18 protein-coding genes, 1 tRNA gene, 1 pseudogene and 1 other annotated feature are annotated in these 17,381 nt (G+C 34.7%); of the genes and pseudogenes, 6 read left to right on the forward strand and 14 right to left on the reverse strand.

Going from position 1 to position 17,381, the window contains the following annotated elements:
- Positions 1-25 precede the first annotated feature (25 nt).
- The 3 genes from ACFOZZ_RS01215 to ACFOZZ_RS01225 are packed head-to-tail and all read right to left on the reverse strand — an operon-like array spanning position 26 to position 3,489.
- Positions 26-640 (reverse strand): hypothetical protein, encoded by a 615-nt coding sequence (locus ACFOZZ_RS01215; protein ID WP_376814523.1) that lies wholly within the window; start codon positions 638-640, stop codon positions 26-28.
- 32 nt (positions 641-672) lie between these two features.
- Positions 673-2,262 (reverse strand): peptide chain release factor 3, encoded by a 1,590-nt coding sequence (locus ACFOZZ_RS01220; protein ID WP_006505441.1) that lies wholly within the window; start codon positions 2,260-2,262, stop codon positions 673-675.
- Positions 2,263-2,271: 9 nt separating this feature from the next.
- The gene (locus tag ACFOZZ_RS01225) at positions 2,272-3,489 is read right to left on the reverse strand and encodes an aminopeptidase (protein ID WP_376814524.1); all 1,218 of its coding nucleotides are present in this window, start codon (positions 3,487-3,489) and stop codon (positions 2,272-2,274) included.
- A 238-nt stretch (positions 3,490-3,727) separates the two neighbouring features.
- On the opposite strand from ACFOZZ_RS01225, the gene ACFOZZ_RS01230 reads away from it, so the two are divergent.
- Positions 3,728-3,931 (forward strand): cold shock domain-containing protein, encoded by a 204-nt coding sequence (locus tag ACFOZZ_RS01230; RefSeq protein WP_055289779.1) that lies wholly within the window; start codon positions 3,728-3,730, stop codon positions 3,929-3,931.
- A 31-nt stretch (positions 3,932-3,962) separates the two neighbouring features.
- Here ACFOZZ_RS01230 and ACFOZZ_RS01235 read toward each other — a convergent pair whose 3' ends face one another.
- The 6 genes and pseudogenes from ACFOZZ_RS01235 to ACFOZZ_RS01260 form a co-directional block, all read right to left on the reverse strand.
- A complete protein-coding gene (locus ACFOZZ_RS01235; protein ID WP_055289777.1) occupies positions 3,963-4,991 on the reverse strand; it encodes a M42 family metallopeptidase in 1,029 nt (342 codons plus the stop codon).
- 32 nt (positions 4,992-5,023) lie between these two features.
- On the reverse strand, positions 5,024-5,911 hold the full coding sequence (locus ACFOZZ_RS01240) for a hypothetical protein (protein ID WP_278860655.1): 888 nt from the start codon (positions 5,909-5,911) through the stop codon (positions 5,024-5,026).
- A complete protein-coding gene (locus ACFOZZ_RS01245) occupies positions 5,911-6,465 on the reverse strand; it encodes a Sir2 family NAD-dependent protein deacetylase (RefSeq protein ID WP_055234242.1) in 555 nt (184 codons plus the stop codon). The genes ACFOZZ_RS01240 and ACFOZZ_RS01245 overlap by 1 nt, the downstream gene beginning before the upstream one ends.
- A 31-nt stretch (positions 6,466-6,496) precedes the next feature.
- Positions 6,497-6,994 (reverse strand): annotated as a pseudogene (locus ACFOZZ_RS01250) (HAD family hydrolase); the annotation flags it as partial.
- Positions 6,995-7,113: 119 nt separating this feature from the next.
- Positions 7,114-7,629, reverse strand: a complete 516-nt coding sequence (locus ACFOZZ_RS01255) for a tRNA (mnm(5)s(2)U34)-methyltransferase (RefSeq protein WP_055234240.1) — start codon at positions 7,627-7,629, stop codon at positions 7,114-7,116.
- A gap of 43 nt (positions 7,630-7,672) precedes the next feature.
- Complete coding sequence (locus tag ACFOZZ_RS01260; RefSeq protein ID WP_055234239.1) at positions 7,673-8,905, reverse strand: M15 family metallopeptidase; 1,233 nt, start codon at positions 8,903-8,905, stop codon at positions 7,673-7,675.
- A gap of 183 nt (positions 8,906-9,088) precedes the next feature.
- Between ACFOZZ_RS01260 and ACFOZZ_RS01265 the strand changes: the two genes are divergently transcribed.
- A complete protein-coding gene (locus tag ACFOZZ_RS01265; RefSeq protein ID WP_055234238.1) occupies positions 9,089-9,364 on the forward strand; it encodes a hypothetical protein in 276 nt (91 codons plus the stop codon).
- A gap of 378 nt (positions 9,365-9,742) precedes the next feature.
- Here ACFOZZ_RS01265 and ACFOZZ_RS01270 read toward each other — a convergent pair whose 3' ends face one another.
- From ACFOZZ_RS01270 to ACFOZZ_RS01280, 3 genes are all read right to left on the reverse strand, one after another.
- Positions 9,743-11,089: a C40 family peptidase gene (locus ACFOZZ_RS01270; protein ID WP_055234237.1), complete on the reverse strand. Its 1,347-nt coding sequence runs from the start codon at positions 11,087-11,089 to the stop codon at positions 9,743-9,745.
- A 70-nt stretch (positions 11,090-11,159) separates the two neighbouring features.
- A complete protein-coding gene (locus ACFOZZ_RS01275; RefSeq protein WP_279068525.1) occupies positions 11,160-11,600 on the reverse strand; it encodes an HD domain-containing protein in 441 nt (146 codons plus the stop codon).
- Positions 11,597-12,910 carry an RsmB/NOP family class I SAM-dependent RNA methyltransferase gene (locus ACFOZZ_RS01280; RefSeq protein WP_055234235.1) on the reverse strand — a complete coding sequence of 438 codons (1,314 nt, stop codon included), beginning with the start codon at positions 12,908-12,910 and terminating at the stop codon, positions 11,597-11,599. Before ACFOZZ_RS01280 ends, ACFOZZ_RS01275 begins: the two co-directional genes overlap by 4 nt.
- A gap of 90 nt (positions 12,911-13,000) precedes the next feature.
- Between ACFOZZ_RS01280 and ACFOZZ_RS01285 the strand changes: the two genes are divergently transcribed.
- On the forward strand, positions 13,001-13,366 hold the full coding sequence (locus ACFOZZ_RS01285) for a DNA-3-methyladenine glycosylase I (protein WP_376814525.1): 366 nt from the start codon (positions 13,001-13,003) through the stop codon (positions 13,364-13,366).
- Positions 13,367-13,414: 48 nt separating this feature from the next.
- Here the strand turns inward: ACFOZZ_RS01285 and ACFOZZ_RS01290 are convergent, their stop codons facing one another.
- Entirely contained in the window at positions 13,415-14,812 is a 1,398-nt protein-coding gene (locus tag ACFOZZ_RS01290) for an IS1182 family transposase (protein ID WP_376814526.1), read from the reverse strand.
- Between the two features lie 260 nt (positions 14,813-15,072).
- Between ACFOZZ_RS01290 and ACFOZZ_RS01295 the strand changes: the two genes are divergently transcribed.
- Positions 15,073-15,276, forward strand: coding sequence for a DNA-3-methyladenine glycosylase I (locus tag ACFOZZ_RS01295; protein WP_376814536.1), 204 nt, complete (start codon positions 15,073-15,075; stop codon positions 15,274-15,276).
- A 5-nt stretch (positions 15,277-15,281) separates the two neighbouring features.
- Positions 15,282-15,692, forward strand: coding sequence for a C-GCAxxG-C-C family protein (locus ACFOZZ_RS01300; protein WP_278860643.1), 411 nt, complete (start codon positions 15,282-15,284; stop codon positions 15,690-15,692).
- Between the two features lie 63 nt (positions 15,693-15,755).
- On the opposite strand, the gene ACFOZZ_RS01305 is transcribed toward ACFOZZ_RS01300, so the two are convergent.
- Positions 15,756-15,842, reverse strand: a tRNA-Leu gene (locus ACFOZZ_RS01305).
- Positions 15,843-16,071: 229 nt separating this feature from the next.
- Positions 16,072-16,306, forward strand: a binding site (T-box leader).
- 40 nt (positions 16,307-16,346) lie between these two features.
- Between ACFOZZ_RS01305 and aroF the strand changes: the two genes are divergently transcribed.
- Positions 16,347-17,363 (forward strand): 3-deoxy-7-phosphoheptulonate synthase, encoded by a 1,017-nt coding sequence (aroF, locus tag ACFOZZ_RS01310; RefSeq protein WP_376814527.1) that lies wholly within the window; start codon positions 16,347-16,349, stop codon positions 17,361-17,363.
- Positions 17,364-17,381 lie beyond the last annotated feature (18 nt).

The following is a 17,381-nucleotide window of genomic DNA, read 5'->3' on the forward strand; positions in this document are numbered from 1 at the left end:
AGTCTATATCCTGAATATTTCTGCTTCACACTTTTCTTAAATCGTTACCTGTAGATTGTGGGTATTCAAAAATATTTTTCTTATAAACAATAACATAGAAAATAATTGATAACACAACTGCAGAGAGTGCATCAATAATTCCATGTTGCTTGGTTAAGAAAGTAGAGATAATAATCCTTATTGTAAGAATTATAGTTCCCTTCTTCATAATACTAGTTGCATGCTTTGATTTACTAAATGCCATGCACATACCAATAGAATTAAAGATATGAATACTTGGCAACACATTGGTTGGTGTATCAAGCTTATAAAGCAAATCAACAAGTATTAACGCAATATTGCTATGACCTAAATGTTTTGGTCTAATATCCAAACCATTAGGATAGATGACTGATACCACTATAAAGAGTGTCATACCAGTAAATAGGAATGTAATCATCTGCAAGTATTCTTTCTTATCTTTGAAGAAGAAATACCAGAAAGAGAAGAAGATATACCCAAACCAGCTGATATAAAAGAAAACAAACCACTCATTAAATGGAATTATATGATCTATTGGTGTAGAAATCATATGATATTGCGTCACTGGCATGAAATGTTCAATAAAGAAGAAACATACCAGATAAACTACAAAGTACAAAAACGTCCACCAGTAACGCCAATTCTTTTTCATTAGTTTTTAGAGAATTCTGACAAGATTAATTCCTTGTTCTTATCAGTCGCCCAGTTGATTCCCCACTGATTAGAGAAGAGTAATAAATACTTTCCTCTTAAATCCTGCACTCTCTTTGTATCTGAAGATAAATTCAAGCTATATAGATCAATTTCTTCATTATCAATCCATCTGATGAACTGATATCCAAGAGGTTCTCTCTTGATATTTACGTTATATTCGTTCTTTAAACGATATTCAAGTACTTCAAACTGAAGGACACCTACTACACCTACAATGATTTCTTCCATTGAACCACCAATTTCAGTGAAGATCTGAATAGCCCCTTCCTGGGCAATCTGTTCTACACCCTTAACGAACTGTTTACGCTTCATTGTATCTGTATTACGGATACGTGCGAAATGTTCAGGAGCGAATGTAGGGATACCTTCAAACTTGAATTTGTGCTTAGGTGTGCAGATTGTATCACCAATAGAGAAAATACCTGGATCAAAGACACCGATGATATCTCCAGAATAAGCTTCCTGGATTTCTTCACGATCATCAGCCATTAACTGTTTAGACTGACTTAGTTTAATCTTCTTATTTCCCTGCATATGGAATACTTCCATACCCTTAGTGTATTTACCAGAAGTGATACGCATGAATGCCATTCTATCTCTGTGTGCTTTATTCATGTTTGCCTGAATCTTGAATACAAATGCACTGAAGTCTTCATTGAACGGATCAATTGGCCCATCATCACTCTGTTTTGGCTGAGGAGGCATAGAGTAATCTAAGAAATGATGTAAGAATGGCTCTACACCAAAGTTAGTTAAAGCACTACCAAAGCATACGGGTGATAATTCTCCACGATGTACTCTTTCTAGATCAAATTCTGCACCTGCACCATCTAGTAATTCGACATCATCCTGAAGAGTAGCATAATAATCTTCACCAATTTCTTTAATTAATTCAGGATCATCATAATCAGTAATGATTTCCTGTACTTCCTTCTTACCACCCTGTACTGGTACGAAACGAATCACTTTCTTAGATTCTCTTTCATAAACACCTTTGAACTGTTTACCACATCCAATAGGCCAGTTAACAGGACATGTATCCATACCTAATTCCTGTTCAATTTCTTCCATTAATTCATAAGGGTCTTTGGCTTCTCTATCCATCTTGTTGATGAAAGTAAAGATAGGAATATGTCTCATTGCACAAACCTTGAATAACTTACGTGTCTGTGCTTCGACACCCTTAGATGCATCAATAACCATAACTGCTGAGTCAGCTGCCATTAAAGTACGATATGTATCTTCTGAGAAGTCCTGATGGCCTGGAGTATCTAGAATATTGATACAGAACCCATCATAGTTGAACTGTAATACTGAAGATGTAACAGAGATTCCTCTCTGTTTTTCAATTTCCATCCAGTCACTGACTGCATGACGCATATTCTGCTTACCCTTAACCATACCGGCTTCTTGAATAGCTCCACCATATAATAAGAACTTTTCTGTTAATGTTGTTTTACCAGCATCAGGGTGAGAAATAATCGCAAACGTACGACGTTTACTTACTTTATCTACAAATTCTGACATATAGCCTCCTTAAATTACGAATTGACCATTCTTGAAGATCTGCACTGTTTTTCCATCTTGAGTCACAGCTTCAATATCAAGGTCTTTTGTCCCAATCATAAAATCAACATGTGTGAACGAATCATTAACACCATATTTATATAATTCTTCTTTAGTCATCTCATAACCGCCCTTAATACATTCATTAAACCCTTTACCAAGAGCAAGATGACATGCTGCATTCTCATCAAATAATGTGTTATAGAATAATAGCCCCATTTCTGATATAGGAGAATCAACAGACACGAGTGCCACTTCACCTAAATAATGAGCTCCATCATCAGTATCAATGATGCTTGCAAGTACATCTTTACCTGTCTTAGCATCAAAGTCTACAACACGACCTTCCTTAAATCGAATATAAAAATCATCGACAAGTGAACCACCATGGTTAAGTGGCAATGAAGAATAAACAATACCTTCTGTCTTTCGATAGTCTGGAGAAGTAAAGATTTCTTCTGTAGGCATATTAGGGAAAGAATAAACTCCATCAGTTGTAAAACTTCCTCCACCTGCAAATAAATAATCTTTATTCATATATACTTTTAAATCAGTTCCTAGACTATTTGTATAGTGTAAGTAATCAATAGTCATCTCATTAAGTGTCTTAACACGTTCTTCAAAAGACGCACGATGCATTTCCCAGGCATTCAAAGGATCTTTTGTATCTACATAGCATACATGATAAATAGCCTTCCATAAGGCTTCTGTTGCCTCCTGATTATTCATATCAGGAAATACCTTATTCGCCCACTTAAGAGAAGGTGCCCCAACAATACACCAGCGATCAATACCTAGATCTAAATGGTCATAGAATGTCTTAGCCTGTTCATGCATTGCTTTACTGTATGTTGCCATCTTTAAAGGATCAATACCTTTAAAACCATCAGGATTTTCTGATGTAATAGTAACTACAGCCGCATGTTCTAATGCATACTTATTACGTAACTCCACAAGATAATCAGGCACATTTTTGAAGTAATCAACATCATTATGTTCATATCTAAGTCTTGTAATATCCTCATCTACGTAATGAGCGATTACATCCTGAGCCCCTGCTTTATACGCTTCTTTGGCGATAGCTTTCACTAAAGAGGCACATTCAACATCCGCAGTAACTACAAGTTTCTGGCCTTTTTGAAGATTAACGCCCTTTTTCACTATCAATTCAGCATATTTATTCATCATATCAATACACCCCATCTCCATTATTCTAAGAATTTTCTATTCTTTGTCAACAGAAAAAGCATAACATATTACGTGTTGAATTTCCATTTTTCTTGTTATTATTTTACACATGTGATATGATATAGATAGCAGTTACACAGGACATTTTGTATTGGTTTTTTATCAGTAGTACACTATCGATTGCAAAAGCCTATAATAAAGTTGCTTGATGTATTGCAATTTACAGGAGGTATGTCAGATGACAGGTAAAGTAAAATGGTTTAAGGCCGAAAAAGGTTATGGATTCATTGTAGTAGAAGGACAGAGCAAAGATATCTTCGTTCATTTCTCTGCAATCAACGCTGATGGATACAAGACTTTAGAAGAAGGTCAGACTGTTGAATTTGACGTTGTTGAAGGCGATCGTGGACCACAGGCAGCTAACGTTACAGTAATTGAATAATCATCATAAAAAAAGGCTGATGCAATAAGCATCAGTCTTTTTTTGTCACATAAGCAATTAACAGCTTCATTGTGTTCTCTACTGCATCTACATGTGAACGTTCCATACCATGGCTTGCAGCTACACCTGGACCTATCAATGCACCTCTAATATCCTGGCCACCTCTTAAAGATGCAGAGACATCAGAACTATAGAATGGATAAATATCAACAGCAAAAGATAATTCATTATCTTTTGCAAGATTGATGAGCGTTGTTGTCATCTGATAATCATAAGGACCACTAGAATCCTTCGCACAGATAGAAACAGCTCTTTCAGTGCAGCTTAAGTCTTTACCAATACATCCCATATCCACCGCAATAAATTCTTCAATTTCTTCAGGAATATAAGCGCATCCATGTCCTACTTCTTCATAAGTAGAAATCAAGAAATACCAAGTATCACGAGGAATAATGAATTCTTCCTTCATTGTCTTTAATAAGCCATATAGAATAGCTACGCTGAGTTTATCATCTAAGAATCTAGATTTAATAAAGCCACTTGGAGTAATTGTAGTTTTAGGATCAATACAGATATAATCTCCTGGCATGATACCTAATTCTTCTACTTCCTTCTTAGATGACACACATTCATCAATACGTACATGCATTGTCATATCAGTTCTAGGGGCATTCTTAGAATCGTCATAGACATGTGCACTTGGAGAATTAGATAGAATTGTTCCTGTATAAGTTCTGCCATCTCTTGTTACTATTTTACAATATTCACCATCTAATGTAGGAACAATAGGGCCTCCTACTAAAGTGAATGCAAGTGTACCATCTTCTTTGATACTTCTGACCATAAGTCCTAAAGTATCAGCATGAGCACATAATGCCTTTGTATGATGACCGATACCAGGTACCTTAACAATCAGATTGCCTTTATTGGTATGCATTGTCTCATAACCTAAGGCTTTGACTTCTCTTTCATAAAAGTCAATGACTGCTTTTGTATATCCTGTAGGAGAATCAATTAAAAGCAGTTCTTTCGCAAATTCCATTACTTTTAAGGCGTTCATATGAATCCTCTCTTTCTTACTGATTATAACATCTAAAAAAGATCAAGCATATTATCAAGATAGATTTCTTCTCTCACATGAATTGAATATTCTGGCTTCACCATATAATATAACAGAAACTCTAATACAAGAGCACTGCCTAGACTTCTACCTTCTATCTTGAACTGTGTAAAGCCTAATGGCTTATAAATAGACTGTATGTCTTCAATACTGATAAACGAAGGATTATGCATGGCATGAGAAAAACGATAGCCTTGCTTTGAATTTGGTGCTTTACAAATATGATCAGGGATATCTTTACCTAAATTCTGTAAACTCACCGTTTCATAACATTTCTTTCTATCCTGACATCCTACATAACAGCATTCATTACATAAGAATTCTACTTTATCCTTCTGTTTGATTGTAGATAAGAGTTTTAATTTCTTATTCAAACGGAAATCAGGCACAACATGACGGAATTCTTCTCTTTCACATTCTTCTTTAAATTCATTAAAGTCAGTGATGACTTTAGTGGTAGAAGAGACAAAATAAAGCTGTTGATATTTCTCCATCAAATAGTGTAACAAGAGATCAGAGTGTACAATGACTCCATTGTTGCCTGCCTCATTAAACAATCTACATAATGTATTACATTTAGGATCTAAGAGATGTTCTTCTTCTAGCATAGAGTTACTAAAAGTAAGTCTTGCAGAAATATGATATGTTTTCATCAAGTCTAATACCTCACGAGGGTTATCTTCTCCTTCTCCTAGTCTTCCTCCACCCCATAAACAGTCCATTGGAGCACCATAAATAGAACCTATTTCACACCAGTCATAAAAATATTCTCTATGTTTATAAAAAAGAGGAAGGAATTTCTTATATAATTCATAGAATTCAAATAATCCTGGTAAGTGGTAATAAATTGTTTGATTCATCATTCTTCCGTTAATTCTTTCAACACTTTTCTTACATTATGAGCTGCATCTTCCTGTATCTCAATAATACGAGCTCCTCTAGACTTGGCTACTTCTCTTAAATCTACAGATATTCCTGTATGGAATGAACATCCTACTACTAAAAATACATCTCCTGGTTGTAATGTATAAACCATTTCATAAGCTAATTGATAATTTGGTGCTGGATCACCATAAAGAACTGGCTTATTGTATAAAGAATAGGCAATATCCATTTCATCATCAGCAGGAAGACCACCATGTAGTTCTAATGCATCGCTGCCTGCAAGTCTATGTAAGCCATCAATATTCATTGTGATAATAGGAATATGATACTCTGCCAAGGCATAATGTGCATCATTTGGTTTTGCGCCATTCATATTCGCTTTTAATTGTCTAATAACTTCATTGTATTCTTCGTGATGCCTTTGTGCATAGCTTCTAAATAGTTTTTCTCTGACATCCGGTCTTTCCATAAATGTAGGAATATTACTCTGCTTAGATATTCCTGCACCTGTAAATGCGATTATCTTCATAACATCATCTCCTTGTGACTTATTATAACACTTATAGGAGTCTTAATAAATCTTCTACCTTCTCTAGTATATAATCAGAATCACTCATATCCTTGCTTTCTACACTACCCCATTTTGCGAATGCAAAATCAATCCCTGCATTTCTTGAAGCAAGAAGATCTGAATAAGCATCTCCAATATAAATAACATCTTCTTTATTTAATCCTAAACGTTCCATACACAATAATAATGGTTCAGGATCCGGTTTATGTTTAGAGGTATCATCCTCCAGCACAACAACTTCCATATAATCATCTAGTCCTAAAGAAACTACATCAATATCATATTGTTTCTTATTTTTAGAAGAGACAACACTAAATCTTAACTTTTCATGCAATGTCTTTAATACGTCATCCATTCCTTCATAAGGGCTTGCCTGATATTCATTCACATATTTAACCCATCTTGCATATACTTCTTCAGGATTGTTGACTTCTAGTTCTTCCATGACCTTCATACCTGGATAAGAAGCAAAATGGTACACTTCCTCTAACGTCCAGTTTTCTCATTTTTCTTCCTGAATAATCTTTTGTAACGGAATCATATTCATATCAAGTGTATTGACTAAAGTATTATCAATGTCAAAAATAAGGGCTTTATATTTCACTATTATTTCCTCTCTATTTCTATTACATAAGGTGCATTTTTTTTATTCATCATTTTAAAACTTGATACATTATATATATGTGTATCTAAATCTGATACATAGTTATTAATCCATAAAGCTTCTTCTTTACCCTGAGGATGTCCAATATAACAAGTTATAAAGATGACCTTTTTCATATGTTCAACAGCTTTAATAAGAGTTCTTTGAGTAACATCAAGTGTTGTTGTGATGTTATGATCTCCTTCTGGTAAATAGCCGAGATTAAAAATACCAATATCAAATGTATCAACATAACGATCAAAATTCTCATGAGAATCACGAATAAGATGTGCTTTGTCTCCTACTAATTCTCTTGTATGTATTAATGCTTCTTCTTGTATATCAAAGCTATAGACTTCCTTGCAGCATTCAATTAAAGCCTTTGTATCATGACCATTACCCATTGTGAAATCTACACCTATTTCTAGATTATCATATGTATGCATACGTTCATGAACATACTCTACCATACTTAACATATCTCTTTCCTCCTTTAAAAAAATCCGGCAAATGCCGGATTCATTATGATTTTAATGCAGGAAGGTCTCCTGTATAAAGACAATATTCTTCTAATGTCCAGTTATTTTCATACATGATCTTAGCCGCTTTTTTACCTACATAACGGAAATGCCAAGGTTCCTGTGTAATACCTGTAATCTTAGAAGTACCATCTGCAAAACGTAATACAAAGCCATATTTATGCGCATTCTTGCATGCCCATTTATATTCTGATGTATCACCAAATACAAGTCTCTTACCTTCATTGACACTTTCAGAACTCATATCAATACCAAGTCCTGTCTGGTGTTCACTTGCACCAGGTAAAGCAACGTGCTGAATTGCATAAAGCTCTCCCCACTTCTGCTTATATTCTTTGTAGATTTCATTCTGTTCACGATAAGAACGATAACCACTATTAATCATGATATAATAGCCTTCCTGTTCACCTGCTTTACGCATAGCAAGGAATGCTTTATAGGCTTCTTTTCTAAGTTTTGGATGATCACACTTTTTAGTAATATATTTCTTATCAGGTGTCACGAGATCAGTTGGTTTATAATCTGAAGGGAGATATAAGCCTTTCTTTACAAGTGTAGTGTAGCGAGCTGGATTAGTAATAGTATGTCTAGTCGCTTCCTTAGTAGAATCTCCAATAAAAGGATAAGACGTACTTAATACAGCATAGTTATAATTCTTACTTGATTTATAAGCTGCTTCATATTTATCTAAATCCTGGAATTTAAAACCAGAAACAGCCATATAATTCTTCATCTTATTATAGCTATAGCCTTTATCTAGAATATAATCCAAATCATCGCTATCAGCTGTTTTTAAGATTGCCCAGATCTGTTTTTCAGTAAAGCCTTTCTTCTTTAAAGTAGGAATCTGATCATCTAACATAGGTGTTAATGTGTCAACAACATCTGCAGATTTCATCTTCTTATGAAGAGACTGATACTTTTCAAAATCAGCATAATACTTAACATCCTTAGAATGCTTTAACCATGAATCAAGATGATCTAAATAATCATCATCAATGACCATCTTCACTTTGTCACTTGTTAGTTTTAATACAGCAGACTGCTGAGACCATGAATAACCCTTCATAGCCAATCTAATACGTGAAAAGTTAAATGTAATAACTAATACCAATACAACAACTACAGGAATAACAACTTTTAAGACGTTATCCCATCTTATTCTTCTACGACGTCTGTAAGGAGAATAATTATAATTTCTCTTTCTTCTTCTCATACTTGTTACCTCTTTCTATATCACAAGTAATAGTACCAAATGGCACATAATTTGTCCATAATACAAGAATATTATCTTATGATTTCACATAATTTACATATTAATGTTTAATTATGAGAACACAATTGCAAAAATATAGATTTTATGATATCTTTTACTAAGTGTGAAAAGGAGGTTTCCCCGATGCAATTAGTCATTTATATATTCATTGCGTTATGTACTCTTGCAATCGCAATTCTATTTACTGAAGTTACTGGAAAACTATTCAAAGCATTACTTGCTTTAGTAGGTGCTGCTTCTACTGGTTACTCAATTGCCTTAGCTGCACGTATGATTGCAGATTCTACTAAGTGGTTCAGCAAACCACCACTAATGAATACTTTCTATATTTCATCTGCAATCGTATTAGTATTAATCATCATCGTTACAAAAGTAATCTTAAAAAAGAAGAACGGTTAATAACCGTTTTTTATTATACACTGCAAAAAAAAGGAATGCCCGTGCATTCCTTTTACTGACTACTCTCACGGGCTTGCCCATGGGGTTCTTACTGTCAAGTTTAGCTTATAATCGTACATCATTTTCAGACTTCGGAATACAAGTGTAAATCTATTTAAGTAAGAACTTCTATTACCAAGCAGTCCAACGACTACATTAACGGTAAATTTCTATCTTGCGATATGGAAGTATAGTCAATCTCCCTGATGTTTATTTTATGCTATTTTGATTCCACTATTCAATACTTTGATTCTATTAATCTCAATTCGGGTAGAAAACTTAAGTAAAAATTATGTGGTTTTCATCCCATAGGCAAGCCTATGTTTTTTTCGCCAGTAATTAATAACATCTTCTTGCCTGGTAGAAACTTCTCTGCCAATAGCTATTTGCTAGTGATGCAACCTGTACTGGTTTACCAGATGAAGGCGCATGCACCATACGGTTACCACCAATATAGATACCTACATGATGAACACCAGAATATGAACCATTTGAACTAAATAAGATAATATCACCAGCCTGCATAGAACCACGATCTACATATGATCCTACACCACATAATGACTTTGTTGTATTTGATCCAATATTTACACCAGCCTGATAATGAGACCAGTTTACAAGACCAGAACAGTCAAACTTAGTCCAATTAGGATTAGAAATCTGACTCATAGAGTGACATCCACCCCACACATACATATAGCCCTGACGTGTTAATGCCTTATTCGCAATTGCAAGCCCTCTTGCAGACTGATTAGCATTTGGAGCTGGTGCAGGTGTTGTATTCTGACTGCCTCCTCCATTATTAGAAGAACCACCATGATTTGATGAACCACTGTTATTTGATGATCCACTATTGCTAGAAGAACCACTATTTGTATTAGGTGTTGCATGAGTGACACCATTTACTTTAGATTCATCTGATGCTTTACTTAATTCAACTAAGTTCTGTGCAATTGTGCCTATACTATTTTCATTATCAGATAAATCACTCTGCTTATCCTGTAAAGCTTTCTGTTCGGCTTCAAGTTTAGCTACTAATGATTTCTGTAATGTTTCAGCTTCACTCTTTTGTGCATTTAATGCAGTCTGAGTATCAACAAGTGTCTGCTTCTGTACTTCTAGCTGCTTCTGTTCTTCTTTGATTTCATTCATCAAATCTGTTTCATAAGCCGTTAAATCTTTAAGAGTTGCAGCTCTTGAGAAGAAATCAGAGAATGAGCTGGCATTAAATAAATAATCTACATATGCATTAGAATTCATCTGACTCTGCATTGAATAGATTCTATCTTTTAATAGAGCCTTTTTCTGGTTTAGATTATTTTCTGCATTTGTGATTGCAGTATTCATATAAGCAATCTTCTGATTGGCTTCATTGATCTGACTATTTAAAGTATTAATCTTATTTGCTACATCTGAGATAGATAACTTCGCACTATTAACACTATTCTGTTTACTGTTGATTTCATTTTTTAAACTTGCACTTTTTGTCTTTAAGTACTTATTAAACTCTTTACAAGTATTCTGATTTGAACGAGTAAGAGTCTTTGATGAACAAAGTCTATAATACTTTGATTCCTGACCAGCAAACTTATTAGCTGCTTCAACTGTATTCACATTGGACAAAGCAAGCGGTGTTACCATCGCAGCGGCAATAAGCAATGACACAATTTTACGTCTTCTTTTCACAAAATCACCTTCCTTCACGCACAAGTAATTATAACACAAGTTATATTAAAACCCAATCTCATATAGAAATTCACATAATCTTAAGAAGTTTCAGTCTTTTTGATTCTTCGTGTTTTAAAACTGCCTTTTCAAGATAATGGCTCCAACAATCTGCATCCTTAATCAGTTCACTATAAGCATCATCTATGCATTCTTTACGTGAATGATTACTAATTGCAGTGAAAATGATATTTTTTTCTTCATCACTAAATATTGAACCAAGAAGTTCTTTCGCCAATTCACTTGAACGCGTCGCATGCTGGAAACTAGAAGAATAAATAGGCACTGCTACATCATGAAGAAGACCAATAATTGCACATAATTCTTCATCAAGTCCTCTTTCTTTCGCAAGAAGTACACACAGTGTTTCTACTTGAAACATATGCGCTATTGCCTCTCTTTTATAATAGCCATGACTCTTTTCATCTAAAAGATGTAATACCTCATCACGTAAACTAAAATAACGATTCATCGTCTGAGTCCCTTAGGAAATAAATTTTTAACCTGATTGCTTTCTTTGTAGAAAGAAAGTGGATAACCATCAACAAAGATGACGCCAAATCCTTTGTTCCCTGTTCCTTCTAATGTTTCACCATGGATATACTTCTTGATTTCTTCACTATCACATGAATAATCATAACTTCTTTTTACATCCTCTTTAGTCAAAGTTAAGGCAAGAGAATAACTTGGAATAAATCTATTCTTTCTTACTTCACCTAAATAGAGCCCGTTGCGTAACACTCTGATCCCCTTTAGTTCTGGAAAGTTCTTTTTGATTGCATAGAGATGACCATTATTTTCTATGATATAAGCAGGTACTTTTTTATTGAGAGTCTCCTGATAGAAGGCTTTTAATACTTTTAAATCAGCCGGGCTCACTTGAGGTTTCATTGGTCTGACTACTTTTCTTGGACTGTTTCCAGGCTTTCTTAGTAAGGCTATAAAATGCCCTTCTCCACGATAATGATGCGGATAACATCTTACTACTTCATCTAGATCAACGCCTGGACATAAACCATGAGATTTACTAAGAGGAAGTAGTTCAAAGCCAAGTTCATCAACTGCATAATGAACCATTGCTTCATTTTCTTCATAGGAATAAGTACATGTAGAATAGATGACCATACCACCCTGTTTCAACATATCATAGGCACCTTTTAACAAGTTCTTTTGAATATGCGCACATTCTAATACCTTGTCTTCACTCCAGGTATCTACAGCCTGTTCAAGCTTTCTAAACATTCCTTCTCCACTACATGGTGCATCTAGGACGATCTTATCAAACGCATCCTGAAATTGCTTTGTAAAGCGCATTGGATCAACATTTGTGACAATTGTATTGTCTAATCCAAAACGTTCAATATTCTCACTTAAAATGCGTGCACGAGAGGCTTCAATATCATTCGCAATTAATACACCTTCTCCTGTTAATCGAGATGCAATCTCACAGCTTTTACCTCCTGGAGCCGCACACATATCTAACACAAAATCATCAGGTTCAATAGGTAATGCATCTGCTACAAGCATCGCACTCGGTTCCTGGATATAATAGAGTCCTGCAAGAAAATAAGCACTTCTTCCTGGATGATAGTTTTCATCATAGAGATAACCATTCTCTACAATAGGATGATGTTCAATATACTGCTCTTCTAATACCCTTTCTACATTCTTCTTATTTCTATTTAAATAGAGACCTTTAACCGGCTTTTCTAATAAAGCCTTCTTAAAGTCATCATATTCATCTTTTAATAAAGACTTCATACGGGCATCAAATTGTTCCATAAACTCACGTCCTTTCTGAACTATTATACAAAAAAATAGATGTATTGACTACTTTTGATATGCTACAATATGAAAAGGAGGGATTATTTAATGAGATGTTCATGGGCTAAAAGTAAAGAAGCAATCAAATATCATGATAATCGATGGTGTAAAGAAACACATGATGAAAAAATGTTATTTAAGATGCTTGTTCTTGAAGGCATGCAGGCAGGATTATCCTGGGATACTATTTTAAAGAAGGAAGAAGCGTATAATCAGGCATTTGATGATTTTGATTATCATAAGATTGCCTCTTATTCTAAAGAAAAAATAGAATCTCTCTATGAAGCTGAAGGGATTATTCATAATCATTTGAAGATCAACAGCATTATAATCAATGCGCAGATTGTTGACAAATTAGATGAAAATATCAATTGGGCTATCCCAAATTGGTATTTTCATTTTTTGTTTGCTTGAAATATTCATATATCATTCTAAATATAAAAAAAGGCAAGCATATTGGGGTTATATTAGCCCCATTCTTCGCTTGCACAATCCCAGTTTCTTGAGATTATGGCAGCTGAAAATAATCAGCGATTCATGCTGATTTTTCACTAGCCCTTTTAAACGCGTAAATCGCATTCCATGATTTTCCTTGGCATCCGCAAACACACGTTCAATTGTTTCTTTTCTTTGTGGATAGACGATTTTCCATTCATCGGTCTGTCTTATATAATCTGCTTCTTCTCTATCAGATTCCCATACATGTCTTGTAATCGTTTTTACATGTTTCTTTGATTGTGTACATTTTGATAGGAAAGGACATCCTTCACAGTCCTTTGGATTGCTTTCATAGACTCTGTATCCTTCTCTGTTGGTTGTTTTATAGTGAAGATCTTTTTCATTAGGACAGATATAGATGTCTAAATATTCATCATATACATACTCATACTTTTTAAAGAATCCCTTTTTGGTCATTGGTCTCTTATATGGAAGAAATGGCACTCTACCGCTTGTTAGTATCTGATGACAGATCGGTGATGTATTGAATCCTGCATCTAGACATACGTTTTTGATGGCATCATATTTCTGGATAAGTTCATTATATATTTGCGAGAATATTGCACTGTCATGCATGTTTCCTGGTGCCACCTTATTAAAGAGAACATAGCCGTATCTGTCACATATTGTCATATGTGAATAGGCAAAGCACTTCTGCTTCTCACCCTTATGGAACAGACCGCATTCTGGGTCTGTAGTGCTTTCCTTGATATGCTTTGTTTTCTTTAATTCAATTTCTTCTCCAGTCTCTTCATCAAATGCATATTCTTTCTTGTCTAATGATTCAAATGGTTTCTTGTCATTTTCTGCTCTTTGTTCATTGATTTCTTCAAGTAATTCTTTTTCATATGCCTTAGCTACAATCTCTACTTCCTTATCTGTAGCTTTTCTAGAATTCGCATTAGCTTTTCTATGTGTGCCATCACCAAAGACAGTAGTGGTATCAATAAAACCATTATCAATGCCGTGCCTGATGATATGATTAAAGATCTGGTCAAAGACTTCACTATCCTTGTATCTTCTCTGATAGTTCTTAGACCATGTAGAATAGTTTGGAACATCTTCATAAATGCTGATACCTAAAAACCATCTATAAGCTATATTGACCTTGATCTCTTCACAGGTCTTTCTCATAGAGTTGATGCCGAATGTATAATTGATAAAAATCATTTTAAAAAGTACCACAGGATCAATAGAACGTCTGCCGAAATTACTGTAAAGTGATTTCACTAACGGATAGATGAATTTCCAATCTATCGTAGCTTCCAGTGTTCTAACCAAATGATCCTGTGGTACTAGGTCATCTAAAGTACTCATGATAAGTCCATCATGTTTAATGTTTGCACGATTAGTCATAGCCATATTTATATCCTCCAATTAAGCACCTTAATTATACCATTTTCAGGCGATAATTGACAGGAAACGAAAAAGGCCGTAAGGCCACAAATTTTGCTTAATTGGAGTGTGGACACTTACGACAGTAACTATATTATCATATACTCTTCAAATTTAAAAGAAAAGACTGTTAACATTTAGTTTGTCAACAGTCTGCAGCATTATAATCAATCAATGCGAAAGTTTTTTTAAGCGTACAGGAAGAGTTTGGCAGTTTTGATCATTATATCTGGTCTTTTGTAGATTTCAAGGTGATTGATCATCGTTATGTAGATGAAGAAGAGATACCTGCAAGTGATGCATTGTCTACTAAGATATCTCAAGATATGAAAAAGCGTGGCTTCAAGTTTGTTGGTCCTGTGATTATCTATAGCTATTTACAGGCTATTGGCATTTATAATGATCATCTATTGAATTGTGAATGGAGGTAAAGGATATGACACGTATTGATGAAACTATTAAGAAACATGATAAGGGTTATAACTGTGCACAGGCTATTGCATGTACTTATTGTGATCTTGTAGGTATGGATGAAGAAACAATGTTTAAGGTAGCTGAAGGCTTAGGTCTAGGTGTAGGCTGCATGGAAGGAACTTGTGGTGCTGTTACTGGTGCATGTCTTCTTGCAGGATATAAGAATAGTACAGGTAATCTAGATAAGCCAAATAGTAAAGCAAGTACTTATAAGTTATCTAGAGAGATCATGCAGAAATTTAAAGAAAAGAATTCTACAACTACATGTAAAGTATTAAAAGGTGTAGAGACAGGTAAGTTGTTAAGAACTTGTCCTGACTGTATTAGAGATGCCGCTGCTATTGTAGAAGAAGTATTATTTAGTGAGAAATAGTCATCTATTCCTTTTTTAGAGAAAAAAAAGCTGAGAATATATCCCAGCTTAATCATTAATAGTTGGTGCCCTTGACCGGACTCGAACCGGTACGGGTTTGAAGCCGGCAGATTTTGAGTCTGCTATGTCTACCAATTTCATCACAAGGGCACTGACAACGTTATTATTATAGTATGCATAAGGGATGTTTTCAAGAAAAAAATAGTTTTATTTCAGCAAAATGTTAACTCATGTCTCTACGATATATTTAGCTACATCTCATTTTGTATATATTGCTAGTATTAAAAGAAATTATTTTATTTTTTTCTAAATGTATTCGCTTACTTTATAAAAATGATTGACATTTAGTTTTAAGGCTCTTATATTAGATTCATATACAAAAAAGACAGCGAATTGAAAAGAACATTCAGTTTTTGGATTTACAGAGAGTTCCTAGTGCTGAGAGGGAATGATTCATGTGGATGAAATACATCAAGGAGTCGGGATATTGAAATAAAGTAGGTATCCACGGGTACGACCGTTATATCGTCAGAGTATGATAGTACTCACAGAGGTCTATATAGTGATATATGGATAAAATAAGGTGGTAACGCGAAGTCCCTCTCGTCCTTATAATCGAGAGGGACTTTTTATATATCCAAAGGAGAAAAGATTATGATTATTGTATTGAAACCAAAATGTGATGAAAATGATATTAAGAAAGTAACTGACAAGATTGAAAGCTATGGTTTAGAACCACATGTTTCTACTGGTCATGAAACAACTATTATCGGTGTAATTGGTGATACGACTAAAGTAGATCCTAGAGATATTGAAGTTTCACCTTCTGTAGAAAAGGTTATGAGAGTTGAACAGCCTTATAAATTAGCTAACCGTGCATTCCATCCAGAAGATACTATTGTGGATGTAGATGGTGTAAAAGTAGGTGGAGGCCATATGGCTCTTATTGCTGGTCCTTGTTCTGTAGAATCAGAAGAACAGGTTATTGCGATTGCCAAGGAAGTAAAAGCAGCTGGTGCTAATATGCTTAGAGGTGGTGCATTCAAGCCTAGAACATCTCCATATGCATTCCAGGGATTAGGTTCTACTGGTTTAGATTACTTAGTAGCTGCTAAGAAAGAAACAGGCTTACCAATCGTATCAGAACTTATGAGTGCTGATGATATTGATGAATTCAATGAAAAGGTAGACTTAGTTCAGATTGGTGCAAGAAATATGCAGAACTTCACTTTACTTAAGGAAGTAGGTGCAAGAGTCAAGAAGCCTATCCTATTAAAGAGAGGACTAAGTGCAACATATCAGGAATGGATCATGAGTGCAGAATATATCATGGCAAGTGGTAATGAGAATGTCATCCTATGTGAAAGAGGTGTAAGAACATTCGAAACATATACAAGAAACACTCTAGACTTACAGGCTATTCCAGTACTTAGAAAAATGACTCATCTCCCTGTAATCATTGACCCATCACATGCTGGTGGTAAATGGTGGTTAGTAGAACCAATGGCTAAGGCAAGTGTTGCGGCAGGATGTGATGGATTACTTATTGAAGTACATAATGATCCTGAGCATGCATTATGTGATGGGGCTCAGTCATTAAAACCTGAAAAATATACTAAACTTATTGAAGAATTACGAGAAATTGGTAAAGTAGTAGGTAAAGAAATATAAGTAGAAAGGAAGTATAGT

Origin of the sequence: Catenibacterium sp. GCM10023432, from assembly GCF_042651925.1 — a bacterium.
Lineage (GTDB): Bacteria > Bacillota_I > Bacilli_A > Erysipelotrichales > Coprobacillaceae > Catenibacterium > Catenibacterium mitsuoka.

Coding starts and splice junctions, on each gene's coding strand:
- ACFOZZ_RS01220 (WP_006505441.1), bottom strand. CDS start 2,262: ATGTCAGAATTTGTAGATAAAGTAAGTAAACGTCGTACGTTTGCGATT.
- ACFOZZ_RS01225 (WP_376814524.1), bottom strand. CDS start 3,489: ATGATGAATAAATATGCTGAATTGATAGTGAAAAAGGGCGTTAATCTT.
- ACFOZZ_RS01230 (WP_055289779.1), top strand. CDS start 3,728: ATGACAGGTAAAGTAAAATGGTTTAAGGCCGAAAAAGGTTATGGATTC.
- ACFOZZ_RS01235 (WP_055289777.1), bottom strand. CDS start 4,991: ATGAACGCCTTAAAAGTAATGGAATTTGCGAAAGAACTGCTTTTAATT.
- ACFOZZ_RS01240 (WP_278860655.1), bottom strand. CDS start 5,911: ATGAATCAAACAATTTATTACCACTTACCAGGATTATTTGAATTCTAT.
- ACFOZZ_RS01245 (WP_055234242.1), bottom strand. CDS start 6,465: ATGAAGATAATCGCATTTACAGGTGCAGGAATATCTAAGCAGAGTAAT.
- ACFOZZ_RS01255 (WP_055234240.1), bottom strand. CDS start 7,629: ATGTTAAGTATGGTAGAGTATGTTCATGAACGTATGCATACATATGAT.
- ACFOZZ_RS01260 (WP_055234239.1), bottom strand. CDS start 8,905: ATGAGAAGAAGAAAGAGAAATTATAATTATTCTCCTTACAGACGTCGT.
- ACFOZZ_RS01265 (WP_055234238.1), top strand. CDS start 9,089: ATGCAATTAGTCATTTATATATTCATTGCGTTATGTACTCTTGCAATC.
- ACFOZZ_RS01275 (WP_279068525.1), bottom strand. CDS start 11,600: ATGAATCGTTATTTTAGTTTACGTGATGAGGTATTACATCTTTTAGAT.
- ACFOZZ_RS01280 (WP_055234235.1), bottom strand. CDS start 12,910: ATGGAACAATTTGATGCCCGTATGAAGTCTTTATTAAAAGATGAATAT.
- ACFOZZ_RS01285 (WP_376814525.1), top strand. CDS start 13,001: ATGAGATGTTCATGGGCTAAAAGTAAAGAAGCAATCAAATATCATGAT.
- ACFOZZ_RS01290 (WP_376814526.1), bottom strand. CDS start 14,812: ATGGCTATGACTAATCGTGCAAACATTAAACATGATGGACTTATCATG.
- ACFOZZ_RS01300 (WP_278860643.1), top strand. CDS start 15,282: ATGACACGTATTGATGAAACTATTAAGAAACATGATAAGGGTTATAAC.
- aroF (WP_376814527.1), top strand. CDS start 16,347: ATGATTATTGTATTGAAACCAAAATGTGATGAAAATGATATTAAGAAA.